Below are 25,345 nucleotides of genomic sequence, written 5' to 3' on the forward strand. Positions count from 1 at the left end.
ATTGACGATGATCATGCCGGTCCCGTCGAAGCGCGGCTCGGCGGCAGCCGGCCGGATGTCGAAGCGTATGTCCATGATCTTCGGGACGCCTAAGCCGGCCAGCGTCTCGCGGAACCTCCTCACAGCGGCGCGGTCCTTGACCGGGTACCACAGCGCATAGATGCCGCCCGGCCAGCGCCGGTACGCCTTGCGCAGCCCTTCCGCCAGACGCCCGAACTCGCCCTCCTGCTCGAAGGGCGGATCGACCAGCACCAGGCCGCGCTTTTCCTTCGGCGGCAGATGCGCACCCAGCGCCAGCCACCCATCGAGTTCGAGCACCCGGACCTGATAGTCGTCGGCGAACAGGGTTTTCAATGCGGCGCAATCCTGCGGGTGCAGTTCGATCGCCGACAGGCGGTCCTGCTTGCGCAAAAGCCCGCGTACGATCAGTGGCGAGCCCGGATAGCGCAAAAGCCCGCCATCGGGGTTTGCCGCCCGCACCGCGTCGAGATAAGGCGCCAGCAGTACTGCCGCTTCGGGCGCGAGCCTTGCATCGAGCAGCCGCGCTATTCCGCTTCGCCATTCGCCGGTTTTCTGCGCCTCCCCCGCCGAGAGATCGTAGAGCCCGACGCCCGCATGGGTATCGACAACGCGGAACGCCTTGTCCTTGAGCTTCAGGTACTCGATCAGCCGTGTCAGCACGGCGTGCTTGACCACGTCGGCGAAATTGCCGGCATGATAGGCGTGTCGGTAGTTCATCCGCCCCTCTTCAGCGCGGCTCGCCGCCCCTGCCCCATCGGGGCTTCGGCGGCTGCGAGTTCGGGTTTCGCTCGGGCCTTCCGCGCCGCATCGCCAGCACGAAACCGATGAAGCCGATCGCCATCAGCGAAAAGCCCAGCGGCTGCGCCCGCTGGTCATAGGCCCCCGCGGCGGCGAGCAGGATCAGGTCGACAGACTCCAAGTCGAGCCCTTCCGCGTCGCCGGGGCCGAGCGTGAAGGTATGAACGCCGTCCTCGATCTCGTCGATCGGACCGGCGTCGATGCGGTAGATCTTCTGCGGCGTTTGCGGCGAGTCGTCACGCACGGTCGCGCCGGCCAGCGCGAGCGTCTCGGCCAGCACCGTCCGGCCACCGGCGGCGGCGGTGATGGTCAGAATGGCCGCGCCTTCGGCGCCCTGAGGCATCGACGAACTCATAACATCAACCAACACCTGGACAGGCGCATCGGTCGCCGCCAGCGTCGCCTGAACCGGTCGAAACCCGCCGACACTGTCGTAAACCCGCCAAGTCCCGATCTCTTGCGCAGGAAAATTCAGGATCACATAGGGATAGCCGATGCCGATCGCCGCACCGATCAGGAAGATGAGCAGGAACAGCAGGCGCATCACGAAGCCCGTCTAACCGCGCCAGCCATCACGCCTTGCGCTCCCAGCGGCGCTCCGGCGTCTGCTGCCAGTAGGTGACAGCGTGCCCGCCCGCCTTCATTGCCTTCCAGTGTTCGCGGGCCGCTTCCAGTTGCGCGGCATCGTGCCCGTCGAACATGAACACCGCCCGCTCATAGGTCGCGACATCGGGCGGGGTCGCACCGTCGACGATGAACCGGATTTCGGCGTCGTTGCCGTTTTCCGCCTCGGTCGTCAGAAGCACAGGCTGCTCGGCAGCATGCGGCTCGCGGTCCGTCCCGTGAGCCAGGAAAGAATCGTCCCGGAACGTCCACAGATGCGCGTCGAGCGCATCGCGCCGCTCCTCGGTTCCGGTCTGCACGACGGCGCGCCAGCCGCGCTGGACGCTCTTTTCCAGCAGGCCCGGTAGCGCTTCTTCCAACGTCGATTCGGTCAGGTGGTAAAACAGTACTTCTGTCATCTAGGCCTGCGCCGAAGGCATTCAGCTTTCATAATGATCGCGGACGAGCTGATCGAGCAGCCGCACGCCGAAGCCGGAACCCCAGGACTGGTTGATCTCGCTCGAAGGCGACCCCATGGCGGTGCCGGCAATGTCGAGATGCGCCCATGGCGTATCCTTGACGAAGCGCTGCAGAAACTGCGCCGCGGTGATCGCGCCGGCAAAGCGTCCGCCGATATTCTTCATATCTGCGTTCTTGGTGTCGATCATCTTGTCGTATTCGGCCCCGAGCGGCATGCGCCAGAGCTTTTCCTGAGTGGAGAGGCCGGCCGCGGTCAGCCGGCCCGCCAACTCGTCATTGTTGGAGAACAGGCCGGCATGGCTCTGCCCGAGCGCCACCATGATGGCGCCGGTCAAGGTCGCCAGATTGACCATGAATTTCGGCTGGAAGCGGTCGTTGCAGTACCAGAGCGCGTCGGCGAGCACGAGACGACCTTCCGCGTCGGTGTTTAAGACCTCGATGGTCTGGCCCGACATAGAGGTGACGATGTCGCCGGGCCGCTGCGCATTGCCGTCGAGCATATTTTCCACGCATCCGAGGATGCCGACGGCATTGACCTTCGCCTTGCGCGTGGCCAGCGCGCGCATCAGGCCAGTCACGGCGGCCGCACCCCCCATATCGCCCTTCATGTCCTCCATGCCGGCCGCGGGCTTGATCGAGACGCCGCCCGAATCGAAAACCACGCCCTTGCCGATGAAAGCGACCGGCTTGTCCTTGGCCTTGCCGCCATTCCAGCTCATTATCACCAGCCGCGGCGGCCGCGCGGATCCCTGGGCGACCCCGAGCAGCGCGCCCATGCCGAGCTTGCGCATCTCCTTCTCGGTCAGGATTTCGACCGTCACGCCGAGCGCCTCGAGTTCCTTGGCGCGCGCAGCGAATTCCACCGGCCCCAGCATATTGGCGGGCTCATTGACGAGGTCGCGCGCCAGCGTCACGCCGTCCACCACCGCTTCGGCATCGGCGAACGCCTTCTTGGCGGCTGTCGGATTGGGGCAATGGATGGTGATCTTGGCCGGCTTGGCCGCTTTTGGCTGCTCGCCTTCGGCATTGTCCTTCTTGGTCTTGTACTTGTCGAAGGAATAGGTCCTGAGCAGGATGCCGGCGGCGAGGTTCGCCACCGCGGACGCACCGACTTCGACGCCCGGAAGATCCGCGACAACCGCCACTTCGCTCGCCTTGCGCAATTGGCCCGCTACCGCGCCACCAAGCTTCAGCCAGGCGTGCGTATCCAGACCGTCCACCTTGCCAGCCCCGAGCGCCACCAGGCGATCAAACTGCGTGCCTTGCGGCGCCAGCACCTCGACGGCGCTGGCCAACTTGCCGTTGAAATCGGCCACCGGGAAGGCGCGCGCGAAAGTCTCGCCGGGATCGCAGGCTTTCGCTGCGTCGCTCAGCGTGCCGCCCTCCGCCGCCAGAACGATGACGCTGCCCTTTTTCGGCACGCCGGGTTTCGCAAAGCTGATCGATGGTCTGGACGTCATGGATTCCTGCTTTCGGGGATGGACTGTGGTGGTGCGCGACATTTGGTCGTTTTACGGCATTTGGCAAGGCGAAAGCCGTTGCGCCAGCTTTTTGCTCCAATTGCTCGCCACAGTCGCGCGCCCGCCAAACGCCGGTTAATATCCCGGTAACCATTTGCATTGGCACTTCCTTATCCAATAGTGAGGACAATCTGAGCATGCCGGAAAGTCGAGACGGGACGGATACCAATTCGAGCCGGTTGTGCTCCCGCTGTCCGGCGGGTAGTTTGCGCGCGTATCTGGTTGCGGGGATTATCCGCGGCAGGACATTCGCCCCCGGAACGGAATCGCGCGTCTCATGAAGGTCGTCGAACGCTACATATTGCGTCGCACGCTCGAAGTTTTTGCAGCCGCGCTGTTCTGGACGCTGGCGATCGTCTGGACCACGCAGGTTCTGGCGCGCATTGACCTCGTCACCGACAGCGGCCAGTCCGCCCTTACCTTCTTCGAAATTGCGACGCTGATCCTGCCGTCGATCATCCCGATCGTCATTCCCTTCGCCCTGATAATCGCCGTGGCGCAGACGCTGAGCGTAATGAACACCGATTCGGAGCTGGTCGTCGTCGCCGCGGCTGGCAGTTCGCGCTCGACGGTCATCCGCCCGGTCATCATCCTCGCGCTCGCGGCGAGCGCTTTCTCGTTCGCGGTCGACAACGGCGTTGATCCCTATGCGCGCGAGCGCGGCCGCCAGCTGGTCGCGGCGGCGAGGGCCGATCTCCTGTCGCTGGTCATCCAGGAGGGAACGTTCCGCAAGATCGATGAGGGCCTCTTTGTGCAGGTCGGCGAGCGGTTGCCGGACGGTCAACTCGGCAGCATCTTCGTCGCCGATTCGCGCGAGGAAGGCATCGACCTCGTCTACTACGCCAAGAAGGGTTCGGTGGTCGAAAGCGACGACAAGAGCCTGCTGGTGATGGCCGACGGCGTCGTCCACCGGAAAACACCCGCAGGCGAGGTTTCGGTAATCCGTTTCACCTCCTATGCCTTCGATCTTTCGGCTTTTTCGTCATCCGGCGACAGGATCACGATGTATCCGAAGGACAGGACGATCGCCTACCTCATGAATCCCGACCCGAACGACGATATCTTCCAGCAGAAGCCGCAATCGTTCCGCGCCGAACTCCACAGGCGCTTTACCGAATGGACTTACCCGCTGGTCTTCGCCCTGATCGCGCTGGCAGTCGCCGGTGATGCGCGCTCTCATCGCGAGGCGCGAATCAATCCGCTGATAACCGCCGTGACGATCGCGCTTTTCGTGCGCTGGCTCGGCTTCTTCGTGACCAACCAGGCGCAGTCGGCGGCGGCGTTCACGCCGTTCGTCTACGCCGTGCCCATCGCAGCCTCGGCCGTGGCGATCTGGTTCATCAGAAGCAACCGCACCATGGAACTGCCCATTGCATGGGCTGAACGGATGGCTTCCATCGGCCGCAATGCCGGCGAGCGCTTCGGGCGGCTCTGGCAGAGGCTTGCAGGCCGCCGTGCGGCCTCACCAGGAGGCGCATGATGGGCTGGACGCTCGGCCGCTATTTCTTCGTGCGCTACTCGGCCATCACGGCATGGTTCTTCGTCGGCATCCTCGCGCTGGTCTTCCTTATCGACTTCACGGAATTTTCCAGCCGTACCTCCGGCCTGCCCGGCTTCACCTTCCAGACAGCGCTTACGGTTTCGGCGCTGCGCGTTCCCATGATCATGCTGCAGACAGTGCCTTTCATTGCGCTGTTTGCGGCTATGGCCACGCTGATCTCACTCAACCGCAAATATGAACTGGTCATCGCCCGCTCCGCCGGTATTTCCGCGTGGCAGTTCCTGCTGCCGGCCTGCATCGGCGCGCTGCTTTTCGGCATACTAAGCGTCGTGCTGCTCAACCCGATTGCGGCGCACGGATTCTCACGCTCCGAGATCCTCGAATCCAGATTGCGTTCGGGCGAATCCAACCAGGTTTCGGCGTTCTCGGCGCCGTGGATCCGCCAGAAGGCCAACAATGTCGACACCATCATCGGCGCCCGGGCCATCCTGAACCAGGGCCTGGAATTGTCGGACGCGGTGTTTTTTGAGATCGACGCCGACGGCGACATCGTCGAGCGCAAGGACGCCAAGCGCGCCTATCTGCGCGACGGCTATTGGGAACTCAACGACGTCAAGCGCTCTCGCGGCGGCGGCGCGGCCGAATCGCTCGCCCAGGATCGCGTCGCGACGAATCTCAAACCCGAATTCGTGCAGGAGCGGCTGGCGCGGCCCGAAACAATCCCGTTTTTCGACCTGCCGAGCAAGATCGAAGTGGCTCGCTCCTTCGGCCTCAGGGCCAACGCTTTCGCGATGCAATTCCACTCTTTGCTGGCGCTTCCACCGCTTCTCGTGGCCATGACGCTGATCGCCGCCACAGTGTCGATGCGCTTCGCCAGAATGGGGCAGTCGGCGACGATGATTCTGGGTGGCGTCCTCGCCGGCTTTCTGCTTTATGTCGTTTCGGTATTGGTAAAAGCGTTTGGCAATGCGGGATTCGTTCCGCCATTCGTGGCGGCATGGCTGCCGGTTGTCGTAGCATTATTTTTCGGGGTGACGTTCCTGCTCTACAAGGAGGACGGTTAGTTGGGTTTGGCGGTGACATCTGACCGCAAATCGGCCCGTTTGGCGCGCCTGTATGGCGCGACGGCGCTTGCCTGCGTTTTGACGTGCGTTTTGCCTGCTATGCCTGCCTCCGCGCAGGAACTGCCTGACATCGGAGCGGACGTTCCCGAAGGCAGCCAGATGCTGCTTGAGGCGGATACGCTCGTCTACGACAACGACGCCAATACGGTGACCGCGGTCGGCGGCGTGCAGATCGACTATGGCGGCAACCGCCTCGTCGCCCAGCGCGTCACCTACGACCGGAAGACCTCGCGGCTGATCGCCAGCGGCAATGTCGAGATCGTCGATAGCAGCGGCACCCGGATATTATCCGACGAGATCGACATCACCGATGATTTCGCCGACGGTTTCGTCAACGCGCTGCGGGTCGAAACCGTCGACAAGACCTATTTTGCGGCCGAGAGCGCCGAGCGTAAGGGCGGCAGGCTCACCACCTTCAACAATGGCGTCTATACCGCCTGCGAACCCTGCGAGGAAAAGCCGGACCGGGCGCCGATCTGGCGCATCAAGGCGCGCAAGATAATCTGGGATGGCAAGGCCAAGACCGTTCGCTTCGAGAATTCCCGATTCGAGTTCTTCGGTTTCCCGCTCGCCTTCCTGCCCTCATTCGAGATCGCCGACCCGACCGTGAAGCGCAAGAGCGGCTTCCTGTTCCCCGGGATCAAATACAAGAGCGAACTCGGCGCCGGCGTATCGATACCTTACTACTTTGCTCTGTCGCCGACCTACGACCTGACGCTGACCGGCACCGGCTACACCAAGCAGGGCTTCCTAGGCGAGGCCGAATGGCGCCAGCGCTTCAACAATGGCGAATACAGCCTGAAGATCGCCGGCATCCACCAGAACGACCCGGACGCTTTCATCGACGAGAACGGCCGCCGCAACGTCGATTCCGGGCGCGAAGGCGATCCCAATAAGTTCCGCGGCATGTTCGGCACGCAGGGGCGCTTCGACATCAACCCGCGCTGGGCTTTCGGATGGAAAGCGCTCTTCCAGACCGACAAGAATTTCTCGCGCACCTACGAGATCGAGAAATACAACGACTACGTCCACACATCGGAAATCTATCTGACTGGCCTTCACGACCGGAATTATTTCGATCTGCGCGGCATGTATTTCCAGGTGCAGGAAAGTGGTTTCGACAGCGACGCCGGCTCCGCCGCCGAAAGGCAGCCCTGGGTGCTTCCGTCGTTCGACTATTCCTACACGCCGGACGAGCCGCTCGCCGGCGGCGAACTCAATATCGACATCAATTCGCGCACCGTTCTGCGCTCAAAGCGCGATTTCATATCCGCGCCCACCAGACCACCTTTTGATGTCGATTTCGACGAGCGTGCACCGCTCGTCCGCGGCATCGAGGGCAACTCGACCCGGCTCACAGCCGAAGCCGAATGGAAGCGCTCGTATATCACCGATGGCGGTCTGGTGGTTACTCCGCTGCTGGCCTTCCAGGCCGATACCACCTATGTGAACCAGTCGGACAGATCGATAGACGCGATCAACGCCATGGCCGGCGATCCCGATATCGGCGTCTCGGCCGACATCCGCTCGGCCTATTACCGCACGATGGCGACCGCCGGCCTCGAATTGCGTTGGCCTGTCCTGTTCTCCACCACCAGCGCCACCCATGTCCTGGAGCCGATGGCGCAGGTGTTCGCGCGCCCGGATGCCCGTTACGAGGAGACGCTCGGCATACCGAACGAGGACGCGCAGAGCTTCGTCTTCGATGCCTCGACCCTGTTCGAGCGCGACAAGTTCTCCGGCTATGACCGCATCGAGGGCGGCTCACGCGCCAATTTGGGCCTGCGCTACTCCGGCTCGTTCGGGAATGGCTGGACCACCAACGCGCTGTTCGGCCAGTCCTATCGGCTCGCCGGTGACAATCCGTTCGCCGCGCCAGATTTGGTCAATGTCGGCGCTTATTCGGGCCTCGACACCGACACGTCCGACTATGTCGGTCTGGCCGGCTTCATCGCGCCCAACGGGCTGTCCGCTTCGGTCGCCGCGCGCTTCGACGAGCAGACCTTCGAGATACGCCGCGCCGAGACGAAAGTCGGCTACTTCAGCGCGCCGCTTTCCCTCACCGCCCAATACGCCTTTGTCCAGGCGCAGCCGCTCTACGGCCTCAGCGAGGACCGGCGTGAAGTCACCCTGGCGGCGTCGACCCGCGTCCACGAGAACTGGCGCGCCTTCGGTTCCGGCACCTACGATTTGGAAGCCGGCGTGCTCGTTAGGAATGCCGTCGGATTTGCCTATGATGACGAGTGCTTTTCCTACACGATGACCTGGTCGACCAAGCGGGACAACGATAGGATAGAGTCACTGAGAGAAGACGACGAGCATTCGATCGGCTTCAACATATCGTTCCGCACGCTCGGCGACTTCGGTTCCGCTACCAGCGAGATTATCGAACAGTAGCGGGACGGCGCGGCGTCATCGTTTCGCCGCATAGGATGGGCATCACGGCCACATCCATTCAGAACAAAAGCGGAATGCGGGGAGTGTCTGGCATGTTTTCGATCGGGAAATATTTATTTTCGGCAAGTTTTGCTCTGGCCGTTGCTGCGGGTTCCGTTCCCGTTGCGATGATCGCCTCGCCCGCGGCGGCGAGCGAGATCAAATATGTCGTCAACAATGTCCCGGTCACCACCTACGACATCAACCGTCGTGCCGCGTTCCTGAAGCTGCAGAATCGCAAAGGAAATCTCAACCAGATGGCTGCCGACGAGATGGTCGAGCAGACACTGCGGGTCGCCGAGATCAATCGCCTCGGCATCAGGATCACCGACGAGGCGGTCGATGCCGCCTTCAAGCGCTTCGCAGGCTCCAACAAACTTTCGCCGGCGCAGATGTCCGACATCCTCAACAAGGCCGGTATCACTGAAGCGCATTTCAAGGACTTCATTCGTTCCCAGATGGGCTGGAATCAGGCGCTTTCGGCCCGGTTCAAGTCGCAGGGGGGCACGATGAGCGAGCAGGATGTGGTGCGCCGCATGCTGCAGGAAGGCGGCAACAAGCCCAGCGCCACCGAATACATGCTCCAGCAGGTCATTTTCGTCGTGCCCGCGGCGGAAAAAGGAAAGATGGGGCAGCGCAAGCGCGAAGCCGAAGCCATGCGCGCGCGCTTCAACGGCTGCGACTCCTCGCGTGAATTCGCCAAGGGTCTGCTCGACGTGACGGTGCGCGATCTCGGTCGCGTGCTTGCGCCGGAGCTGCCGCCGGAATGGGCCGACCAGATCAAGAAGACCAAGACCGGCGGAGCGACCGCCGTCAAGGAAACCGACCGCGGCGTCGAATTCATCGGCATCTGCAGCAGCCGCGAAGTCTCGGACGACCGGGTCGCCAAGATGGTGTTCCAGTCCGAAACCAAGACCGACGACCAGGCTGGCGAACTCGACAAGAAGTACATCGCCGAACTGCGGAAAAGAGCCCGCATCGTCGAACGCTAGCAGCCGTGAGCAGGCCGCCTCTGGCGCTGACGGCCGGCGACCCTTCGGGCATCGGTCCCGAGATCGCTATCGCCGCATGGCTTCGGCGCGCCGAAAGCGCCACCTCGCCATTCTACCTCCTCAGCGATCCTGCCTCGGTTGCGGCCTGCGCACGGCGCCTTCAACTCGATGTCCCGATCATCGAGACTACGGCCAAAAAAGCCGCCGGGCAGTTTGCCGACGCCCTGCCCGTCGTGCCGCTCGCGGCGCGCTTCATCGATGCGCCGGGCCTGCCTGACAAGGCCAATGCCGACGGCATTGTCGAAGCGATCGACCGTGCTGTGACCGACAGCTTGTCCGGTGAGGCATCGGCGGTCGTCACCTGCCCGATCGCCAAGAAGCCGCTCTACGATGCCGGTTTCCGCTTTCCAGGCCATACCGAATACCTCGCCTATCTGGCTGGCCTGAAGTCCGGCGCGGAAATATCGCCGGTGATGATGCTGGCCGGGCCGGATCTGCGCGCCGTGCCGGTAACGATCCATATTTCCCTGGCCGAAGTTCCCGGCGCTCTGACGACGGAAGCGATCCTCCGCACCGCGCGGATCACCGCGCGCGATCTAAAAACCCGTTTCGGCATCGCAAATCCGCGCCTCGCCGTCTCCGGCCTCAATCCGCATGCGGGCGAGAGCGGCGCCATGGGCATGGAGGACGAGACGGTCATCCGTCCGGCGATCGAGACACTGCAAAACGAAGGCATCGAAGCATTCGGGCCGCTCCCCGCCGACACGATGTTCCATGCCCGCGCGCGCCAGAACTACGACGCGGCTATCTGCATGTATCACGACCAGGCGCTTATCCCCGCCAAGGCGTTGGCCTTCGACGAAACCGTCAATGTCACGCTCGGCCTCCCCTTCATCCGCACCTCGCCCGACCACGGCACCGCCTTCGACATTGCCGGCAAGGGCATCGCCCGGCCCGACAGTCTGATCGCGGCGCTGAAGCTGGCACGGCGTCTCGCCGACAACGAAAGCCGCTCTCGATGAGGTCTCCGGACGGCCTGCCGCCGCTGCGCCAGGTCATCGAACGGCATGGATTGCAGGCGAAGAAATCGCTCGGCCAGAATTTCCTGCTCGACCTCAATTTGACCGGCAAGGTCGCCCGCGCCGCCGGCGACCTTTCGCAAGCGACCGTCATCGAAGTCGGCCCCGGTCCCGGCGGTCTCACCCGCGCGCTACTGATGAATGGGGCTGTGCGAGTAATCGCCATCGAGCGCGACGAGCGCTGCCTGGCGGCGCTGGCCGAGGTTGCTGCGCACTATCCCGGTCGCCTCGAGACCATTTCTGGTGACGCGTTGAAGACCGATTTCGCCGCCATTGCCGGCGATGGGCCGGTCAAGATCGTCGCCAACCTGCCCTATAATATCGGCACCGAGCTTCTCGTGCGTTGGCTCACCGTCGCCGAATGGCCGCCCTTCTACCAATCGATGACGCTGATGTTTCAGCGCGAGGTGGCCGAGCGCATCGTGGCGCGTCCGGGCAGCGATGCCTATGGCAGGCTCGGCGTTCTCGCAGGCTGGCGCACCGAGGCCAGGATAACCTTCGACGTGCCGCCGCAGGCATTTACGCCGCCGCCCAAGGTCACGTCCTCCGTGGTCCATCTGGTCCCGCGGCCGGCGCCGTTGCCGGCCGACGTCCGCATGCTCGGCCGCGTCACCGAAGCTGCTTTCGGCCAGCGCCGCAAGATGCTGCGCCAGAGCCTCAAGGGGATGGAGGGCGCGCGCCTGCTCGAGGCGACCGGCATCGACGGAACCCGGCGCGCCGAGACGCTCAGCGTCGAAGAGTTCGTGGCTCTGGCTAACGCAGTGTGAGGCCCGCAATGCAGACACTGGGAGTCGTCGCACGGCTTTTCCCGCTGATCGAGGCCGGCGAAAAGACGTCGACCATCAGATGGCGCGAGACCAGGATCGTCCCCGGCTATCTTCGCTACATATGCGATGGAGAACCCACGAAGACTGCCATTGTGTGGGTCACCCACTGCACCGACATTCCGCTGTCGGAAGCAGCGGCTTTCGTCGGGCGGCAGGCGGAATGGCCGAAGGAAGTCATGCTGGCTGGAATGCGCGAGCACTATCCGGAAATCCGGTGGGAAGACGTCGTACAGATCATCGAACATCTGACGCCCGCTGAAACGCTCAAGCGTTCAGACTTCCCGGCATAGACCTGATCGCTTTATGTGGTCTTTTCGTCCAGCAGTCCCGAAACGAAGTCGAACAGGCCCGGCCGGCGGTCGCGCCGCAACCTTTCGGCGGTAACGATCGCCCGCACTTCGGCGTAGGCGCGGTCGAGATCGTTGTTGATGACGATGAAGTCGTATTCCTTCCAGTGTTCGATCTCGGTGCGGGCGTTGGTCAGCCGTGTCTCGATCACCGCCTCCTGGTCCTCGGCCCGGCGCTTCAGGCGCGCCTTCAACTCGCGCATCGAAGGCGGCAGGATGAAGATCGAGACGATGTCGGCGCGCATCTTTTCTTTGAGCTGCTGAGCGCCCTGCCAATCTATGTCGAACAGCATGTCGCGGCCCTCGGCCATCGCCCGTTCCACTGGCTCGCGCGGCGTCGCATAGCAATTGCCATGAACCTCGGCCCATTCCAGCAGGGCATCCGAATCGCGCTGGCGGTCGAACTCGCGCTGCGAGACGAAGTGGTAATGCACGCCCTCGATCTCGCTGGCGCGGCGCGGTCGCGTGGTCACGCTGACCGAAAGGCTGAGATCGTGGTCGTTTTCCAGAAGATTCCGAGCGATCGTCGACTTACCGGCGCCCGACGGCGACGACAGAACCAGCATCAGGCCGCGTCGGCGGATGGCTGGAGGAACGATGTCCGCTGTCATTGGCTGCTATTCCAGATTCTGAACCTGCTCGCGGAACTGGTCGACCACCGCCTTCAGTTCCAGCCCGATGGCGGTCACTGTCGCCGCATTGGACTTCGAGCACAGAGTATTCGATTCGCGGTTGAATTCCTGCGCCAGAAAATCGAGCTTGCGCCCGACCGCGCCGCCGCCGTCGAGAAGCGCCCGCGCCGAGGCTACATGCGTCTTCAGCCGGTCGATCTCCTCGCGTATGTCGGCCTTGGTGGCGAGGAACGCCGCCTCCTGGTGCAGCCGGCTCTCGTCGAGATTGGCCGATGCATCCATCAGCAGCGCGACCTGCTCGGCGATGCGGGCGCGTATCGCCGCCGGCTCGCGCGAGGGGTCGGCTTCGGCCCTCAGCACCAGCACTTCGATCGTGCCGATGTGGACGCCGAGCACGGCCTTCAGCGCCGCGCCTTCAGCCTGTCGCGCCTGTTCGAGCCCGTCCAGCGCCTTTTCGAGCACGGCAAGAATCGCGGCGTCAATTGCAACGCGTGCCTCCTCCGTTTCGGTCGCTTCGGGAATTTCGAGCACGCCGCGCAGCGCTAAAAGCCCATCGGCGCTCGCGGGCGCCAAGCCGAACTGCTCCTCCAGACGTTTTGCCAGCCCTGCCAGATCCTTCAGGAACGCTTCATTGATGACGGGCTGCACCAGCGTTCCCGCGGCCCGACCGACGGTCAGCGACGCCTGGATGTTGCCGCGCGAAAAGCGCTTCTGCACCAACTGCCTGACGAGTGGCTCCAGCCTTTCGAAGCCCTGCTGCAGGCGCAGCCTGGCCTCGATGGTCTTGCCGTTGACCGATTTCAGCTCCCAGGCGACCGACGCGCCGTCATGTTCGGCGGCGGCACGCGAGAAGCCGGTCATGCTCTGCAGATTCATGGCGCGCCCCGCGTCCCCAACGGCATGACCCGGAATGGACCATGCCTCAAATTACCCGGTTCGACCCCGACGAACCGAGGCTTTGTTGCCACGCTATTGCGCGGCGGCCGGTTCCACGCCGCCGGCAGCCGCCTTGGCCGCTTCCTCCGCCTGCTGCTTCCGTATCTTGCGCCAGCGGGCGACGTTCTCGTTGTGCTCTTCCAGCGTCTTGGCGAAGACATGCCCGCCGGTGCCGTCGGCAACGAAATAGAGGTCGTCGGTCTTTGACGGGTTGGCCACGGCTTCGAGCGCTGCCTTGCCCGGATTTGCGATCGGCGTCGGCGGCAGCCCGTCGATCGTATAGGTATTGTACGGTGTCGGCTTCTCGATATCGGACTGGTAGATCGGCCGGTCAGCCGGCTTTCCGGAACCGCCGAACAGGCCGTAGATGATCGTCGGATCCGACTGCAGCCGCATTTTATTCTTCAGCCGGTTGAGGAACACCGCGGCGACACGCGAACGTTCGTCGCCCTTGCCGGTTTCCTTTTCGACGATCGAGGCCAGCGTGATGAACTCGTTGATATTGGCCAGCGGCAGATCGGGCGCGCGGCGCGCCCATATCTCCTCGACCAGTTCCTTCTGGTGCGCCAGCATCTTGTCGATGATCTGCTGGCGTTCCGCGCCGCGCGTGAAGCGCTGGGTGTCGGTAGCCAGCATGCCCTCCGGCGGCATCTCGGAAGGCATGTCGCCGGTCAACGCCTCGTGCTCGGCGATCCTGCGGAAAGCCTGCATAACCGTCAGCCCTTCCGGGATGGTCAGTGACTGCATCACCGACTTGCCGCTCTTCAGAATCTCCATGATGTCGCGCATCGAGGCGCCGGCTGCGATCTCGTACTCCCCGGCCTTCAGCGCTCCTTCATTGCCATAGGCGCGAACGCCGAGATGGAAAATGCGCGCATCGCTGACAAGACCGCGGCGTTCGAGTTGGTCGGCAATTTCAATCAGGCCGCTGTTGGGCTTGACCAGGAAGGTCTGCGCGGTCGCCGAAGGTCCCGGGCCGTCGAATTCGCGTTTGCCGAGATAGACGGCAAGGCCGGCCGCCAGCACCAGGAGCATCACCGACGAGACGATGAAGTTCATGAACACCACGATCTGGTTACGCGAAGAGCGCGAACGCTTCGGCGGCGGCGTCCCGATTTCCGGCCTCAGGGCCTCGCTCGCGGTTTTCGGTACGATCGGCTTCGGCGCTTCGGTACGCTGGCCGAACTCCCCCGGGTTCGCTGGACTGGTGTTCATATCGCCTCGACAAATCCACATGCGCCGGCCCCGCCGCGCATCATTCCTCAACCACCAGAGTATGGCAAAATTCGCGGCGAAGCAGCGCTGTTCGGGCGCTCAGCCATTGTAGCGCTGGAAAACCAGCGATGCGTTGGTGCCGCCGAAGCCGAAGGAGTTCGACAGCGCGACATCGATCTGGCGCGAGCGCGGCTTATGCGGCACGAGATCGATCGCCGACTCGCGTTCGGGACTGTCGAGATTGATGGTCGGCGGCGCGACGTTGTCGCGAATGGCAAGAACCGAGAAGATCGCCTCGGCGGCGCCGGCGGCCCCGAGCAGATGACCGATCGACGATTTGGTCGACGACATGGAGACCTTCGAGGCCGCATTGCCAACAAGCCGCTCGACTGCGCCGAGCTCGATCGTGTCGGCCATGGTCGAGGTGCCATGGGCGTTGATGTAGTCGACATCGGCCGGCGCCAATGCGGCGCGCTTGAGCGCAGCGCTCATGCAGCGGAACGCGCCGTCGCCGTCGGCCGCCGGAGCGGTGATGTGATAGGCGTCGCCTGTCAGGCCGTAGCCGGTCACCTCGGCGTAGATCTTCGCGCCCCGCGCCTTGGCGTGTTCCAGTTCCTCGAGCACCACAACGCCGGCGCCCTCGCCCATGACGAAGCCGTCGCGGTCGCGGTCATAGGGGCGCGAGGCGGTCTCGGGAGCGTCGTTGCGGTCGGTCGATAGCGCCTTGCAGGCGGCGAAACCCGCCAGGGACAGTCGCGTGACCGGCGATTCCGCGCCACCGGCGAGCATGACGTCGGCATCGCCGAAGATGATCAGCCGGGCAGCATCGCCGATCGCGTGCGCGCCGGTAGAGCAGGCAGTCACCACCGCGTGGTTGGGGCCCTTGAGCCCGTGCCGGATCGACACCTGGCCCGATACGAGATTGATGATGTTGCCGGGGATGAAGAACGGGCTGATGCGGCGCGGACCACGCTCCTTGAGCACCAGAGCGTTGTCGGCGATGCCGTCGATGCCGCCGATGCCGGAGCCGATCATGACGCCTGTGGCGCAGCGATCTTCTTCCGTTTGCGGCTCCCAGCCGGAATCCTTCAGCGCCTCGTCGGCGGCCGCGATCCCATAGAGGATGAAGTCACCGATCTTCCTGAGTTCCTTCGGCTCGAGATACGCCTCAGGGTTGAAGCTTCCCTCGCTGCCGTCGCCGCGCGGAATGACATGCGCGACCTTACAGGGGAGATCCTCGACCTCGAATTCGGTGATCCGCTTGGCGGCACTGCGGCCGGTGAGCAACTCACGCCAGCCGTGCTCGACGCCCACGCCGAACGGCGAGAGCAGGCCCATGCCGGTTACGACTACACGTCTCATTGCGGAATTCCCGAACCGACCGTTCGCGAAAGCGTCAGGCCGATGCCTTGTCGATGTACTTGACGGCGTCGCCGACGGTCAGGATCGTCTCGGCCGCATCGTCCGGGATCTCGACGCCGAATTCTTCCTCGAAGGCCATCACGAGTTCGACCGTATCAAGGCTGTCGGCGCCGAGGTCGTCGATGAAGCTCGCCGCTTCCGTCACCTTTTCGGCTTCGACGCCGAGGTGTTCGACAACGATCTTTTTGACGCGCTCTGCGGTGTCACTCATTTGGGCATCCTCGTCTATGTGTTTGTCTGGTCTTCGTTAGCGGGCGGAATGCCGCTAATCAAGCTGAAAGATGTTTCCTGCAGGAACGCAACCGCCCGCGGCGCGAACTGGTGCGAACCGCCGGGTTGAGGGCGGCATTACACGAAAAAACGCGCACGTCCAAGGCGAAAACCTCTTTATCCCGCTCTCAGGCAAGAGGCTGTTCGGACAGCCGGTCAGATCATAGCCATGCCGCCATTCACATGGACGGTCTGCCCGGTGATGTAGGCGGCCTCGTTCGAGGCCAGGTAAACCACAGCCGAGGCGACCTCCGCGCCGGTGCCCATGCGCTTGGCCGGAATGGCGGCCATGATCGCTTCCTTCTGCTTGTCGTTCAGCTTGTCGGTCATGGCCGATTCGATAAAGCCCGGCGCCACGCAGTTCACCGTCACGCCGCGTGTCGCGATCTCCTGCGCCAGCGACTTCGACATGCCGACCATACCCGCCTTTGAGGCGCAGTAGTTCGCCTGGCCGGGATTGCCGGTAACGCCGACCACGGAAGTGATGTTGATGATCCGGCCGTTGCGGCGGCGCATCATCGGATGGGTCAATTCGCGGGTGAGCCGGAACACGGCGGTCAGGTTCACCTCCAGCACCGCGTCCCAATCCGCGTCCGACATGCGGACAAAGAGCCCGTCCTTGGTGATGCCGGCATTGTTGACCAGTATGTCGACGCCTTCGAGATCGGCTTCGGCCTTTGCGCCCAGCGCCTTGACCTCGTCGCGATTCGAAAGATTCGCCGGGAACAGCTTTGTCCGCCCGCCGAGCTCAGCGGCCAGCGCCTCGAGCTTTTCGACGCGCGTGCCATGCAGGCCGACGGTCGCGCCCTGCGCATGCAGCGCCCGCGCCACGGCCTCGCCGATACCACCGCTTGCTCCGGTGACGAGCGCCTTGCGGCCGGTCAGATCGAACATTTTTGACTCCCGTTCCAATTGATGAAGCGCTCCCTTGGCAAGGGAGTGGTCCAGCTTAACCGTTCACCCAAGCGCCGCCATCGCCGCCTCAACATCGGCTGGCGTGTTGACCGCGACCGTCGCAACCTCCTTGTTGATGCGCCGCGCCAGTCCCGACAGCACCTTTCCCGAGCCCACTTCGTAAAGCGTCGTCACGCCGTTTGCCGCGAACCACTCCACTGTCTCGCGCCAGCGAACGCGGCCGGTCACCTGCTCGACTAGACGCGCGACGATTTCGTCCGGATCACTCAGCGACGTCGCAGTAACATTCGCCACGACGGGCACTACCGGCGCATTCTTCTTCACGCCGGCCAGCGCCTCGCGCATCGTCTCGGCGGCAGGCGCCATCAGCGCCGAATGGAACGGCGCGGAGACCTGGAGCATCAGCGCCCGCTTGGCGCCTTTTTCCGTGCAGAGCCTCGCCGCCAACGCCACCGCCGTCTTGGCGCCGGAGATCACCAACTGGCCTCCGCCATTGTCGTTGGCGACCTGGCACACCGAGCCCTTCGCGGCCTCGGCGCAGGCGGCCTCGACGTCGCCCTGCTCCAGCCCGATGATCGCGGCCATCGCGCCCTCGCCGACCGGAACCGCGGCCTGCATGGCATTGCCGCGAATGCGCAGGAGCCTCGCCGTATCGGCGATGGAGAACATGCCGGCGGCGGCTAGGGCGGAATACTCGCCGAGCGAATGGCCGGCGACGTAAGAAACCTTATCCTTCAGCGAGAAACCTCGCGCCTCCAGCGCCCGCACCGCTGCGAGCGATACCGCCATCAACGCCGGCTGCGCGTTGGCTGTCAGCGTCAGCGTCTCTTCCGGCCCTTCCCAGATGATCTTCGAAAGCTTCTGGCCAAGCGCGTCATCGACCTCGTCGAAGACCCGCCGCGCCTCGGGAAACGCGTCGGCCAGGTCCTTGCCCATGCCGACGGCCTGGCTGCCCTGCCCCGGAAAGGTGAATGCGACGGCCATGATCTCTCGCTCCGCAGTTTTTATCCCGGTGCCGTGTGGCGCGAGGCGGGTCGGCGAGTCAAGCCCGCGCTGGCTTCACGCTGAAAATGCAGCCAGCCCCCGCTTTTTTGACCGCCCGCGCGGGGCCGCCCTTCTCAATTTCGCCACAGGCTCTAGCTTCTGTGACGGAACGATGACAGTTGCATGACGTTTTTATTACCGGTTGAGGATTTTAAAGTTGGGAAAAATCGTTGCAGGCCCCGGGCCGGTGGCGCCCGAGGGATTTGAGGCAGGTCGTACGGTCAAAGCGGATAGGCGCCGCAGGCATCTGCTGCGCCTTGCCGGATCGATTGGGCTGACGCTGTTGGTGTCGACCATTCTCGTGTTTTCGGTCGAACTGATCGTGCGCGGCTCGCTCGCAGAAACGCTGCTCTTTTTTCAGCAGCCTTTCCGTCCCGGCTGGACCACGGTCATCCTGTTTGCGCTGCTCATCCTGTTCTTCGACGCGCTGCTCGGCCGCGCCTATCTTGCGCTGCTGGTGGTTGCGCCCGCCGTTCTGCTTCTTGCCTTTGTCGGCCATCAGAAGTCGCAGTATCTCGGCGATCCGCTCTATCCGACTGATTTCCTCTATGCGCGCCAGATTATCGAACTGGCGCCCCTCCTGGTGCGCGAGCGTCCGGTTCTGGCCATCGTGCTCGGCGTTTCGCTGGTGGCGGGCATCGCGCTTCTGGTTGCGCTTTGGCGCTTCTGGCGGCGGCGATTTCCGGCTCTGCCGTTAAGAGCCCGCGCGGCCCGGCTTGCGGTAGCCCTCCCCGCGCTTCTGTTCTTCGGCTCGATCATGGACTACGCGACATTCTCCTGGGCGCGCGACCGGCTGCAGATCATCCCGATGATGTGGGACCAGAAGGAGAATTACGCCTCCAACGGCTTTGCCATCGCCTTTGCGCTCAACGTGCCGATGGCCAAGGTGAATGCGCCGGAGGGCTATTCGAAGGAGGCGATAGAGGCGATCCGCAAGCCTGTCGACGCCGCCCCCTCGGTTCCGCCGGAGCGCCCCGACATCATCGTCGTGATGAGCGAATCCTTCTGGGATCCGGCCCGGCTTCCGGGCGTCACGATCACGCCCGACCCCATCGCCAATGTCCGCACGATCCAGTCCGGCCATGTGTTTTCGCCGGAATTCGGCGGCATGACCGCCAATGTCGAGTTCGAGGCGCTGACCGGCTTTTCGAACGCCTTCCTGCCCTATGGCAGCATCCCCTATCAGCAATATGTCCGCGAGCCGCTGCCTTCGCTCGCGACCTTCCTCAAGACCCAGGGCTATGCCACCCACGCGATCCACCCGTTCGAAGGCTGGTTCTGGAACCGCACGCCTGTCTATGAGGCGTTCGGTTTCGACCGCTTCATGTCGGAAGAAAACCTGCCGCCGCTGGAAAAGCGCGGGCCGCTTGCCTCGGACGCAGCGCTCACGGAGGAGATTATCCGCGAGGCTGAAGCAACCGCCGAGCCGTTCTTCTTCTTTGCCGTGACACTGCAAAGCCACGGCCCCTATGAGCCGAACCGCTATTCCAGCACGACGCACACGGTCGAGACTTCCGCGAGCGCCCGGGCCAAGGGTTCGATCCTGACCTTCGCCGAAGGAGCCGCCGATGCCGACCGGGGCCTGGCCCGGCTGATCGAATGGGCTGAAAAGCGCGAGCGCCCGACCGTCATCGCCTTCTTCGGCGACCATCTGCCGCCGCTCGGCCCTGTCTTCGTCGAGACCGGTTTCATGAAAAAGCCGGTCGCCGAGCGCAAGGCGCCGCTGGCCAAATTGCGCGCGCAGCACGAGACGCCGCTGGTGATCTGGTCGAACCGCAAGGGTCCGGTCGGCCATCTCGGCTCGATCAGCCCCGCCTTCCTGCCGCTGCATGTTCTGGAGACGGCCGGCATCAGCCATCCCTATTACACCGGCTTCCTCGGCGATATGCGCCAGCGCTTTAGCGTCGTAGACCGCAACGTGCTCGTGACACCGCGGGGGATGACGACGCCGGACTGGGGGCGCGCCAAGAAGATCGACCCGGCGATCCGCGATTTCCGCCTGCTGCAATTCGACATGATGTTCGGCAAGCGCCACGGCGCGAAGGCGTTTTTCCCCGAGACGGTAAAGAAAGAGCGCCCCGGGACGAGTTGAATACGCCCGTTTTTTTGGACTTGGCGAAGACACCCAGACAGCATTGTCATACTGTCCAGCATTGCTCCCCGATGGCGCTTTTGCCGCAGGGGTTCCTGCAAGCCTTGTCTTCCGGCTGGAATGCTGTATAGACCCGCGCAATCTGCCGGTCCCAGCTGGGGGCTGAACGGAGGGCCGGAGGTTTTCTTCAGGGAAAGCCGCCGTGTGAAGCAAAAGTGCTTCCGCCTCCCGTGTCTCCGCTCTCGACCGTCTCGTCATGCTCCTTTCTTCCCCTGAGGAGACCGCAAGGTCCTCGAAGGGTCCAAGAGAAGTTGCAGAGGCTTTAGCCGCCGGGAACCGGACAGGGAAACGAAGAAAGGCAAAGAACAATGGCTCTATACGAACATGTGTTTCTTGCCCGGCAGGACCTCTCGCAGCAGCAGGTCGACGCCCTTGTGGAACATTACAGGGACGTCGTCTCCTCGCTTGGCGGGTCGATCGGCAGGGTCGAGAACTGGGGACTGAAGTCCCTCACCTACCGGGTCAAGAAGAACCGGAAGGCTTATTACACGCTGATGGACCTCGACTGTCCTCCGGCCGCCCTCAACGAGATGGAACGCCAGATGGGCCTCTCCGAGGACGTGCTACGCTTCCTGACCATTAAGGTCGACAAGCATGAGGAAGGCGCATCGGCGATGATGCAGAAGCGCGAAGAGCGTTCCGACCGCGGCAGCTTCGGCGACCGCGATCGTGGCCCGCGCTCGTTTGGCGACCGTGATCGCGGCTCGCGCTCGTTCGGCGACCGCGATGGTGGCGATCGTGGCCCGCGCCGTCCGCGCGAAGCCGTTGAAGGAGGTGCAGAATAATGGTCGACATCAACCAGATCCCGACCCGGCGTCCGTTCCATCGCCGCCGCAAGACCTGCCCGTTCTCCGGCGCCAACGCCCCGAAGATCGACTACAAGGACGTGCGTCTCCTGCAGCGCTACATCTCCGAGCGCGGCAAGATCGTGCCGTCGCGCATCACGGCGGTCAGCCAGAAGAAGCAGCGCGAACTCGCCAAGGCGATCAAGCGCGCCCGTTTCCTCGGCCTCCTGCCTTACGTCGTCAGGTAAATCTCTCTTCGGCCGCGGGCGGTTTGGCCGCCCGCTGCCATTCCCCTTCCGCGACGGGCGCGGTTATCGGGGCGACGTCAAATCCCGGGTTGGGTTCTCCAGGTTCTGAACCCTAACTGCCGCGACAGGCAGGACAGCGACACAGGCGGACGCCGCCATCTTGCTTCCTGACCTCGTCTTTTATCATCAGCCGCTTCAGGCTCTGAAAGGACAAGACAATGGAAGTCATTCTTCTAGAACGCATTTCCCGCCTCGGCCAGATGGGCGACACCGTCAAGGTCAAGGACGGCTTCGCCCGCAATTTCCTGCTGCCGCAGGGCAAGGCGCTGCGCGCCAACGAAGCCAACAAGCAGAAGTTCGAAGGCCAGCGCGCCCAGCTCGAGACGCGCAACCTCGAGCGCAAGTCGGAAGCCCAGCAGATCGCCGATCAGCTCGACGGCAAGAGCTTCATCGTCGTGCGCTCGGCCGGCGAAACCGGCCAGCTCTACGGTTCGGTCTCGACCCGCGACATCTCCGAGATCGTCACCGCTGAAGGCTTCACCGTCGGCCGCAACCAGGTCGAGCTCAACCAGCCGATCAAGACGATCGGCCTCACCAATGTGGCTATCGCGCTGCATCCCGAGGTCGAGGTCACGATCACGCTCAACATCGCCCGCACGGCCGACGAAGCCGAGCGCCAGGCCAAGGGCGAGACGTTGACCACTGCCGAGGCGATCTACGGCGAAGACATCAATGACAATGCGCGGCCGGACAATTTCTTCGATCCGAATGCGGAGGAAGGCGAAGAAGCCTGAACCTGTTCGCATAATGCTGGACCAAAAGCCCGGACCTTGTGTCCGGGCTTTTTTTTGCTATTTGGAATCTATTGGGGACCGCATGGGCTTGATTTCGCTTCGCGATGATCGGGATTTTGCGATGAACAAACTGCTGCAGCGCGTTGTCGAACGGCTGGTAAGGACGGGAAATCTCACCGTCACCGGTCCAGACGGAACCAGCCATTTTTTCGGCGACGGCAGCGGCGATCCCGTCCATGTCGTAATCAAGACAAACCACGCCGAACGCGCCATCACCTTCGATCCCATGCTGGCGCTGGGCGAAGCCTTCATGGAAGGCGAGCTGGAAGTCGCCGAGGGCGATATGCTCGGCCTCCTGCGTATCGTCTATCAGAATATGGAACCGGGCGGCATCGAAGCCTCGTGGACCAAGGCCGTCGAAGGCCTGCGCCATGCGTTCCGCCGTTTCCAGCAGGTCAACACGGCCACCCGCGCGCGGCGCAACGTCCAGCGCCATTACGACCTCTCGGGTGATTTCTACCGGCTCTTCCTCGACGAGGACATGCAGTATTCCTGCGCCTATTTCGAGCGCCCCGGCATGACGCTGGAAGAGGCGCAGATGGCTAAGAAGCGCCACATCGCCGCCAAGCTCGGAATGAAGCCCGGCCAGACCGTGCTCGACATCGGTTCCGGCTGGGGTGGGCTCGGCCTCTATCTGGCGCGCAGCTTCGAGGCGGAAGTGCTCGGCGTCACGCTTTCCACCGAACAGCACGCAGTCGCCACCGAGCGCGCTCAAGCCGAAGATTTGGAAAACCACGTTCATTTCGAGCTCAGGGACTATCGCGAACTCACCGAACGCTTCGACCGCATCGTCTCGGTCGGCATGTTCGAGCATGTCGGCGTCAACCACTACGCCACGTTCTTCAACAAATGCGCTTCGCTGCTCAAACCCGACGGCGTCATGCTCCTGCATTCGATCGGCCGCAACGGCCCGCCCTGGGCCACCAACGCCTTCATTCGCAAGCACATTTTCCCGGGCGGCTACATCCCGGCGCTTTCCGAAGTGCTGCCAGCGATCGAGAACTCCGGGCTCATGCTCGCCGACGTCGAGATCCTGCGCCTGCACTATGCCGAGACCCTGAAGCACTGGCGCGAGCGCTTTCTCGCCAATCGCGACCGCGCCAAGGAGATCTATGACGAGCGCTTCTGCCGCATGTGGGAATTCTACCTCGCCGGCTCGGAAGCCTCGTTCCGCTGGCAGGATCTGATGGTCTTCCAGATCCAGCTCACGCGCCGCAACGATACGCTGCCGATCACTCGCGACTATATCGGCAAATGCGAGAAGGCGCTGACCATCCACGAAGAGGCGCACCGCAAGCCCGCCGCTCGGAAATCGCGCTCCCGGCGGATTGCCGAACCGGGCGAATAGCAGGCCCCCCTTGCCTTTCGGGCTTTTCCCCCGAAAAAGGGACAGCCGAGGGGGCTGAGCATGAGCATTCCGATTTTCGTCGCCGCGGCAATTGCGGAAATCGCCGGCTGTTTCGCCTTCTGGGCGTGGCTGCGGCTGGACAAGCCAGCTGTCTGGCTTCTGCCCGGCGTGGCGTCGCTGGTACTGTTTGCATGGCTGCTCACACTGGCGGACGTGCCGGCTGCCGGCCGTGCCTACGCCGCCTATGGCGGCATCTACATTGCCGCGTCTCTGTCATGGTTATGGCTGGTTGAAGGCGTGAGGCCCGACCGCTGGGATCTCCTTGGCGCCGCGATCTGCGTAATCGGCGCCTCGATCATTCTGTTTGCGCCGCGGACGGCGTAGATCCCAATCCACGTGGGGCGAACGCTCTTCCTGATTAATCTATGGGAGCCGGCTTTCAGCCCACCGGATAGGGTCCCTCGGCGAAGCTTTCGGCGTGGTACCCTTTCGAGCCGATTGTCCGGGCCAGAGGGCTTGCGACCTCGCCGCCTTTGCCCAGGCGTTCGACGATCGACCCGAAATCATGTCGCGGCCGCCAGCCGAGTTCGGTTCGCGCGCGCTCGTTCACATAGACCCGCTCGATGCTCGGAAACATCTTCCAGCCCCGCTGCCGGTATTCCGCCTCGTAGCCGGGAACGCGCTTTCCCACCACGCGCGGCGCGTCGGCGCGCAGGTCGGCAAGGTCCTCGGGCAGGAAGGGCGTGGTCGCGCTGATTATGTATTTGCGAAACCCGATCGCCGGCGCTTGTTCCGCAGCAAGCACGTGCGCGCTCACCACATCCTCGATATCGACGCGGCGATAGAGATACTCGTTCGCCTTCAAATTCTCGTCCGAATAGGTCTCCCGCACTTCCCTGCTGTCATCCTCCTCTGGGAAGAAGCGCGAGGTCCTGAGCACGATGCAGGCGAGCCCGTTGTTTCTGCTGAACAATTGGCAAAGGTCCTCGGCCGCCGCCTTGGTGACACCGTAGATGTTCTTGGGCTGCGGATTGACCTCCTCGGTCACCCAGGCGGCCGGAGCGCCGGCCGGCGGCACGAGCGCGTCGCCGAAGACGCTGGTCGTGCTCGTATAGACGAATGATTTGACGCCCGCTTTTGCCGCCTCTTCCAAAAGATTGAGCGTGCCCGAAATGTTGGTGTCGACAAAATCCTGCCGGCTATGGGTGGCGACATGCGGCTTGTGCAGGGTGGCCGCATGAAACACCGCCTGCACGCCGTCTATGCAACGCTCCACGCAGGAACGGTCGGCTATCGAGCCGATCTCGGTCGTGAAAGGCGATGCCGAGATGTCGAGACCGACGACGTCAAATCGCAAGTCCCTCAAGGCGCGGACCAGCGCCTCGCCGAGATGACCGGCGCTTCCCGTAACCAGAACTCTCATGCCGCCTCGCTCTTTTGCTCTCGATCGGAATCGCGCTGAACCTAACAAGGAAGTGCCGTCCGATGAATTCCCGAATGCAGGCTCCTCTCTGTCAGATTGGAGCGCGCCGCATTTTCTTGTTTTGTTCTTAATTCGCGCGCTATGCTTGCCACTTGATTCGCGTCAACCGGGAATCTGACGGCTGAAGGCATTTCCCAACTCCTGTGGATCGCGGGCACAAGCGGGAAAACCGAGCTTTTGTTCGTTCGCCGGCCGCAGCTTCTGATAACCCAAGACGCAAGGACAGGACCGGGGACAGAAATGGCAGAGGCAGCGCGCAAGTTCGGCGTGGCGGAGCAACCGCTTTATCGCGAGGCGCCGAACAACATCGAGG

General features: G+C 63.3%; 26 protein-coding genes. 13 read left to right on the forward strand and 13 right to left on the reverse strand.

Annotation, left to right across the window (positions count from 1 at the left end; all coding sequences use genetic code 11):
* From MAXJ12_RS11525 to MAXJ12_RS11540, 4 genes are all read right to left on the reverse strand, one after another.
* A partial coding sequence (locus tag MAXJ12_RS11525) for a 23S rRNA (adenine(2030)-N(6))-methyltransferase RlmJ (RefSeq protein ID WP_008836035.1) occupies window positions 1-738 on the reverse strand: 738 nt, incomplete at its 3' end.
* Between the two features lie 10 nt (window positions 739-748).
* Window positions 749-1,363, reverse strand: a complete 615-nt coding sequence (locus MAXJ12_RS11530; RefSeq protein WP_008836036.1) for a hypothetical protein — start codon at window positions 1,361-1,363, stop codon at window positions 749-751.
* A gap of 28 nt (window positions 1,364-1,391) precedes the next feature.
* Window positions 1,392-1,841, reverse strand: a complete 450-nt coding sequence (locus tag MAXJ12_RS11535; RefSeq protein WP_008836037.1) for a DNA polymerase III subunit chi — start codon at window positions 1,839-1,841, stop codon at window positions 1,392-1,394.
* 21 nt (window positions 1,842-1,862) lie between these two features.
* On the reverse strand, window positions 1,863-3,362 hold the full coding sequence (locus MAXJ12_RS11540) for a leucyl aminopeptidase (RefSeq protein WP_008836038.1): 1,500 nt from the start codon (window positions 3,360-3,362) through the stop codon (window positions 1,863-1,865).
* A 337-nt stretch (window positions 3,363-3,699) separates the two neighbouring features.
* On the opposite strand from MAXJ12_RS11540, the gene lptF reads away from it, so the two are divergent.
* From lptF to MAXJ12_RS11575, 7 genes are all read left to right on the forward strand, one after another.
* On the forward strand, window positions 3,700-4,902 hold the full coding sequence (lptF, locus tag MAXJ12_RS11545) for an LPS export ABC transporter permease LptF (RefSeq protein WP_008836040.1): 1,203 nt from the start codon (window positions 3,700-3,702) through the stop codon (window positions 4,900-4,902).
* Window positions 4,899-5,987, forward strand: coding sequence for an LPS export ABC transporter permease LptG (lptG, locus tag MAXJ12_RS11550; RefSeq protein ID WP_008836041.1), 1,089 nt, complete (start codon window positions 4,899-4,901; stop codon window positions 5,985-5,987). The genes lptF and lptG overlap by 4 nt, the downstream gene beginning before the upstream one ends.
* A 99-nt stretch (window positions 5,988-6,086) precedes the next feature.
* On the forward strand, window positions 6,087-8,444 hold the full coding sequence (locus tag MAXJ12_RS11555) for an LPS-assembly protein LptD (RefSeq protein ID WP_139043868.1): 2,358 nt from the start codon (window positions 6,087-6,089) through the stop codon (window positions 8,442-8,444).
* 92 nt (window positions 8,445-8,536) lie between these two features.
* Window positions 8,537-9,475, forward strand: coding sequence for a peptidylprolyl isomerase (locus MAXJ12_RS38805; RefSeq protein ID WP_008836043.1), 939 nt, complete (start codon window positions 8,537-8,539; stop codon window positions 9,473-9,475).
* A gap of 5 nt (window positions 9,476-9,480) precedes the next feature.
* On the forward strand, window positions 9,481-10,497 hold the full coding sequence (gene pdxA / locus MAXJ12_RS11565; protein ID WP_008836044.1) for a 4-hydroxythreonine-4-phosphate dehydrogenase PdxA: 1,017 nt from the start codon (window positions 9,481-9,483) through the stop codon (window positions 10,495-10,497).
* Window positions 10,494-11,321: a 16S rRNA (adenine(1518)-N(6)/adenine(1519)-N(6))-dimethyltransferase RsmA gene (rsmA, locus tag MAXJ12_RS11570; RefSeq protein ID WP_008836045.1), complete on the forward strand. Its 828-nt coding sequence runs from the start codon at window positions 10,494-10,496 to the stop codon at window positions 11,319-11,321. Before pdxA ends, rsmA begins: the two co-directional genes overlap by 4 nt.
* A gap of 8 nt (window positions 11,322-11,329) precedes the next feature.
* A complete protein-coding gene (locus MAXJ12_RS11575) occupies window positions 11,330-11,671 on the forward strand; it encodes an ASCH domain-containing protein (protein WP_008836046.1) in 342 nt (113 codons plus the stop codon).
* Window positions 11,672-11,682: 11 nt separating this feature from the next.
* Here MAXJ12_RS11575 and gmk read toward each other — a convergent pair whose 3' ends face one another.
* The 7 genes from gmk to fabD form a co-directional block, all read right to left on the reverse strand.
* Window positions 11,683-12,339, reverse strand: a complete 657-nt coding sequence (gene gmk / locus MAXJ12_RS11580; protein ID WP_008836047.1) for a guanylate kinase — start codon at window positions 12,337-12,339, stop codon at window positions 11,683-11,685.
* Window positions 12,340-12,345: 6 nt separating this feature from the next.
* A complete protein-coding gene (locus MAXJ12_RS11585; protein WP_008836048.1) occupies window positions 12,346-13,236 on the reverse strand; it encodes a YicC/YloC family endoribonuclease in 891 nt (296 codons plus the stop codon).
* Between the two features lie 93 nt (window positions 13,237-13,329).
* A complete protein-coding gene (gene mltG, locus MAXJ12_RS11590; protein ID WP_008836049.1) occupies window positions 13,330-14,511 on the reverse strand; it encodes an endolytic transglycosylase MltG in 1,182 nt (393 codons plus the stop codon).
* A gap of 99 nt (window positions 14,512-14,610) precedes the next feature.
* A complete protein-coding gene (gene fabF / locus MAXJ12_RS11595) occupies window positions 14,611-15,873 on the reverse strand; it encodes a beta-ketoacyl-ACP synthase II (protein WP_040585919.1) in 1,263 nt (420 codons plus the stop codon).
* 34 nt (window positions 15,874-15,907) lie between these two features.
* Window positions 15,908-16,144, reverse strand: a complete 237-nt coding sequence (locus MAXJ12_RS11600) for an acyl carrier protein (protein ID WP_008836051.1) — start codon at window positions 16,142-16,144, stop codon at window positions 15,908-15,910.
* 215 nt (window positions 16,145-16,359) lie between these two features.
* Window positions 16,360-17,097, reverse strand: coding sequence for a 3-oxoacyl-[acyl-carrier-protein] reductase (fabG, locus tag MAXJ12_RS11605; protein WP_008836052.1), 738 nt, complete (start codon window positions 17,095-17,097; stop codon window positions 16,360-16,362).
* Window positions 17,098-17,160: 63 nt separating this feature from the next.
* Window positions 17,161-18,102, reverse strand: a complete 942-nt coding sequence (gene fabD, locus MAXJ12_RS11610) for an ACP S-malonyltransferase (protein ID WP_008836053.1) — start codon at window positions 18,100-18,102, stop codon at window positions 17,161-17,163.
* Window positions 18,103-18,319: 217 nt separating this feature from the next.
* Between fabD and MAXJ12_RS11615 the strand changes: the two genes are divergently transcribed.
* The 6 genes from MAXJ12_RS11615 (at window position 18,320) to MAXJ12_RS11640 (ending at window position 23,933) form a co-directional block, all read left to right on the forward strand.
* Window positions 18,320-20,254, forward strand: coding sequence for an LTA synthase family protein (locus MAXJ12_RS11615; protein WP_420492373.1), 1,935 nt, complete (start codon window positions 18,320-18,322; stop codon window positions 20,252-20,254).
* A 368-nt stretch (window positions 20,255-20,622) separates the two neighbouring features.
* A complete protein-coding gene (rpsF, locus tag MAXJ12_RS11620; protein ID WP_008836055.1) occupies window positions 20,623-21,099 on the forward strand; it encodes a 30S ribosomal protein S6 in 477 nt (158 codons plus the stop codon).
* Complete coding sequence (gene rpsR, locus MAXJ12_RS11625) at window positions 21,099-21,347, forward strand: 30S ribosomal protein S18 (protein ID WP_006203718.1); 249 nt, start codon at window positions 21,099-21,101, stop codon at window positions 21,345-21,347. The genes rpsF and rpsR overlap by 1 nt, the downstream gene beginning before the upstream one ends.
* A gap of 218 nt (window positions 21,348-21,565) precedes the next feature.
* On the forward strand, window positions 21,566-22,141 hold the full coding sequence (rplI, locus tag MAXJ12_RS11630; protein ID WP_008836056.1) for a 50S ribosomal protein L9: 576 nt from the start codon (window positions 21,566-21,568) through the stop codon (window positions 22,139-22,141).
* A gap of 121 nt (window positions 22,142-22,262) precedes the next feature.
* A complete protein-coding gene (locus MAXJ12_RS11635; RefSeq protein WP_040585924.1) occupies window positions 22,263-23,549 on the forward strand; it encodes an SAM-dependent methyltransferase in 1,287 nt (428 codons plus the stop codon).
* Window positions 23,550-23,609: 60 nt separating this feature from the next.
* Window positions 23,610-23,933, forward strand: a complete 324-nt coding sequence (locus MAXJ12_RS11640; protein ID WP_008836058.1) for a YnfA family protein — start codon at window positions 23,610-23,612, stop codon at window positions 23,931-23,933.
* 55 nt (window positions 23,934-23,988) lie between these two features.
* Here MAXJ12_RS11640 and MAXJ12_RS11645 read toward each other — a convergent pair whose 3' ends face one another.
* Complete coding sequence (locus MAXJ12_RS11645) at window positions 23,989-24,972, reverse strand: NAD-dependent epimerase/dehydratase family protein (RefSeq protein ID WP_008836059.1); 984 nt, start codon at window positions 24,970-24,972, stop codon at window positions 23,989-23,991.
* Window positions 24,973-25,134: 162 nt separating this feature from the next.
* Window positions 25,135-25,345 (reverse strand): hypothetical protein (locus tag MAXJ12_RS38540; protein WP_210160941.1); only part of this gene is annotated, 211 nt, incomplete at its 5' end.

The sequence above is a fragment of the Mesorhizobium alhagi CCNWXJ12-2 genome (assembly GCF_000236565.1).
Taxonomy (GTDB): domain Bacteria; phylum Pseudomonadota; class Alphaproteobacteria; order Rhizobiales; family Rhizobiaceae; genus Allomesorhizobium; species Allomesorhizobium alhagi.

What these genes read in the sequence shown, in the direction of transcription:
- MAXJ12_RS11530 (WP_008836036.1), bottom strand. Translation starts at nt 1,363, where the DNA reads ATGCGCCTGCTGTTCCTGCTCATCTTCCTGATCGGTGCGGCGATCGGC.
- MAXJ12_RS11535 (WP_008836037.1), bottom strand. Translation starts at nt 1,841, where the DNA reads ATGACAGAAGTACTGTTTTACCACCTGACCGAATCGACGTTGGAAGAA.
- MAXJ12_RS11540 (WP_008836038.1), bottom strand. Translation starts at nt 3,362, where the DNA reads ATGACGTCCAGACCATCGATCAGCTTTGCGAAACCCGGCGTGCCGAAA.
- lptF (WP_008836040.1), top strand. Translation starts at nt 3,700, where the DNA reads ATGAAGGTCGTCGAACGCTACATATTGCGTCGCACGCTCGAAGTTTTT.
- lptG (WP_008836041.1), top strand. Translation starts at nt 4,899, where the DNA reads ATGATGGGCTGGACGCTCGGCCGCTATTTCTTCGTGCGCTACTCGGCC.
- MAXJ12_RS11555 (WP_139043868.1), top strand. Translation starts at nt 6,087, where the DNA reads ATGCCTGCCTCCGCGCAGGAACTGCCTGACATCGGAGCGGACGTTCCC.
- MAXJ12_RS38805 (WP_008836043.1), top strand. Translation starts at nt 8,537, where the DNA reads ATGTTTTCGATCGGGAAATATTTATTTTCGGCAAGTTTTGCTCTGGCC.
- rsmA (WP_008836045.1), top strand. Translation starts at nt 10,494, where the DNA reads ATGAGGTCTCCGGACGGCCTGCCGCCGCTGCGCCAGGTCATCGAACGG.
- MAXJ12_RS11575 (WP_008836046.1), top strand. Translation starts at nt 11,330, where the DNA reads ATGCAGACACTGGGAGTCGTCGCACGGCTTTTCCCGCTGATCGAGGCC.
- gmk (WP_008836047.1), bottom strand. Translation starts at nt 12,339, where the DNA reads ATGACAGCGGACATCGTTCCTCCAGCCATCCGCCGACGCGGCCTGATG.
- MAXJ12_RS11585 (WP_008836048.1), bottom strand. Translation starts at nt 13,236, where the DNA reads ATGAATCTGCAGAGCATGACCGGCTTCTCGCGTGCCGCCGCCGAACAT.
- mltG (WP_008836049.1), bottom strand. Translation starts at nt 14,511, where the DNA reads ATGAACACCAGTCCAGCGAACCCGGGGGAGTTCGGCCAGCGTACCGAA.
- fabF (WP_040585919.1), bottom strand. Translation starts at nt 15,873, where the DNA reads ATGAGACGTGTAGTCGTAACCGGCATGGGCCTGCTCTCGCCGTTCGGC.
- MAXJ12_RS11600 (WP_008836051.1), bottom strand. Translation starts at nt 16,144, where the DNA reads ATGAGTGACACCGCAGAGCGCGTCAAAAAGATCGTTGTCGAACACCTC.
- fabG (WP_008836052.1), bottom strand. Translation starts at nt 17,097, where the DNA reads ATGTTCGATCTGACCGGCCGCAAGGCGCTCGTCACCGGAGCAAGCGGT.
- fabD (WP_008836053.1), bottom strand. Translation starts at nt 18,102, where the DNA reads ATGGCCGTCGCATTCACCTTTCCGGGGCAGGGCAGCCAGGCCGTCGGC.
- rpsF (WP_008836055.1), top strand. Translation starts at nt 20,623, where the DNA reads ATGGCTCTATACGAACATGTGTTTCTTGCCCGGCAGGACCTCTCGCAG.
- rpsR (WP_006203718.1), top strand. Translation starts at nt 21,099, where the DNA reads ATGGTCGACATCAACCAGATCCCGACCCGGCGTCCGTTCCATCGCCGC.
- rplI (WP_008836056.1), top strand. Translation starts at nt 21,566, where the DNA reads ATGGAAGTCATTCTTCTAGAACGCATTTCCCGCCTCGGCCAGATGGGC.
- MAXJ12_RS11635 (WP_040585924.1), top strand. Translation starts at nt 22,263, where the DNA reads ATGAACAAACTGCTGCAGCGCGTTGTCGAACGGCTGGTAAGGACGGGA.
- MAXJ12_RS11640 (WP_008836058.1), top strand. Translation starts at nt 23,610, where the DNA reads ATGAGCATTCCGATTTTCGTCGCCGCGGCAATTGCGGAAATCGCCGGC.
- MAXJ12_RS11645 (WP_008836059.1), bottom strand. Translation starts at nt 24,972, where the DNA reads ATGAGAGTTCTGGTTACGGGAAGCGCCGGTCATCTCGGCGAGGCGCTG.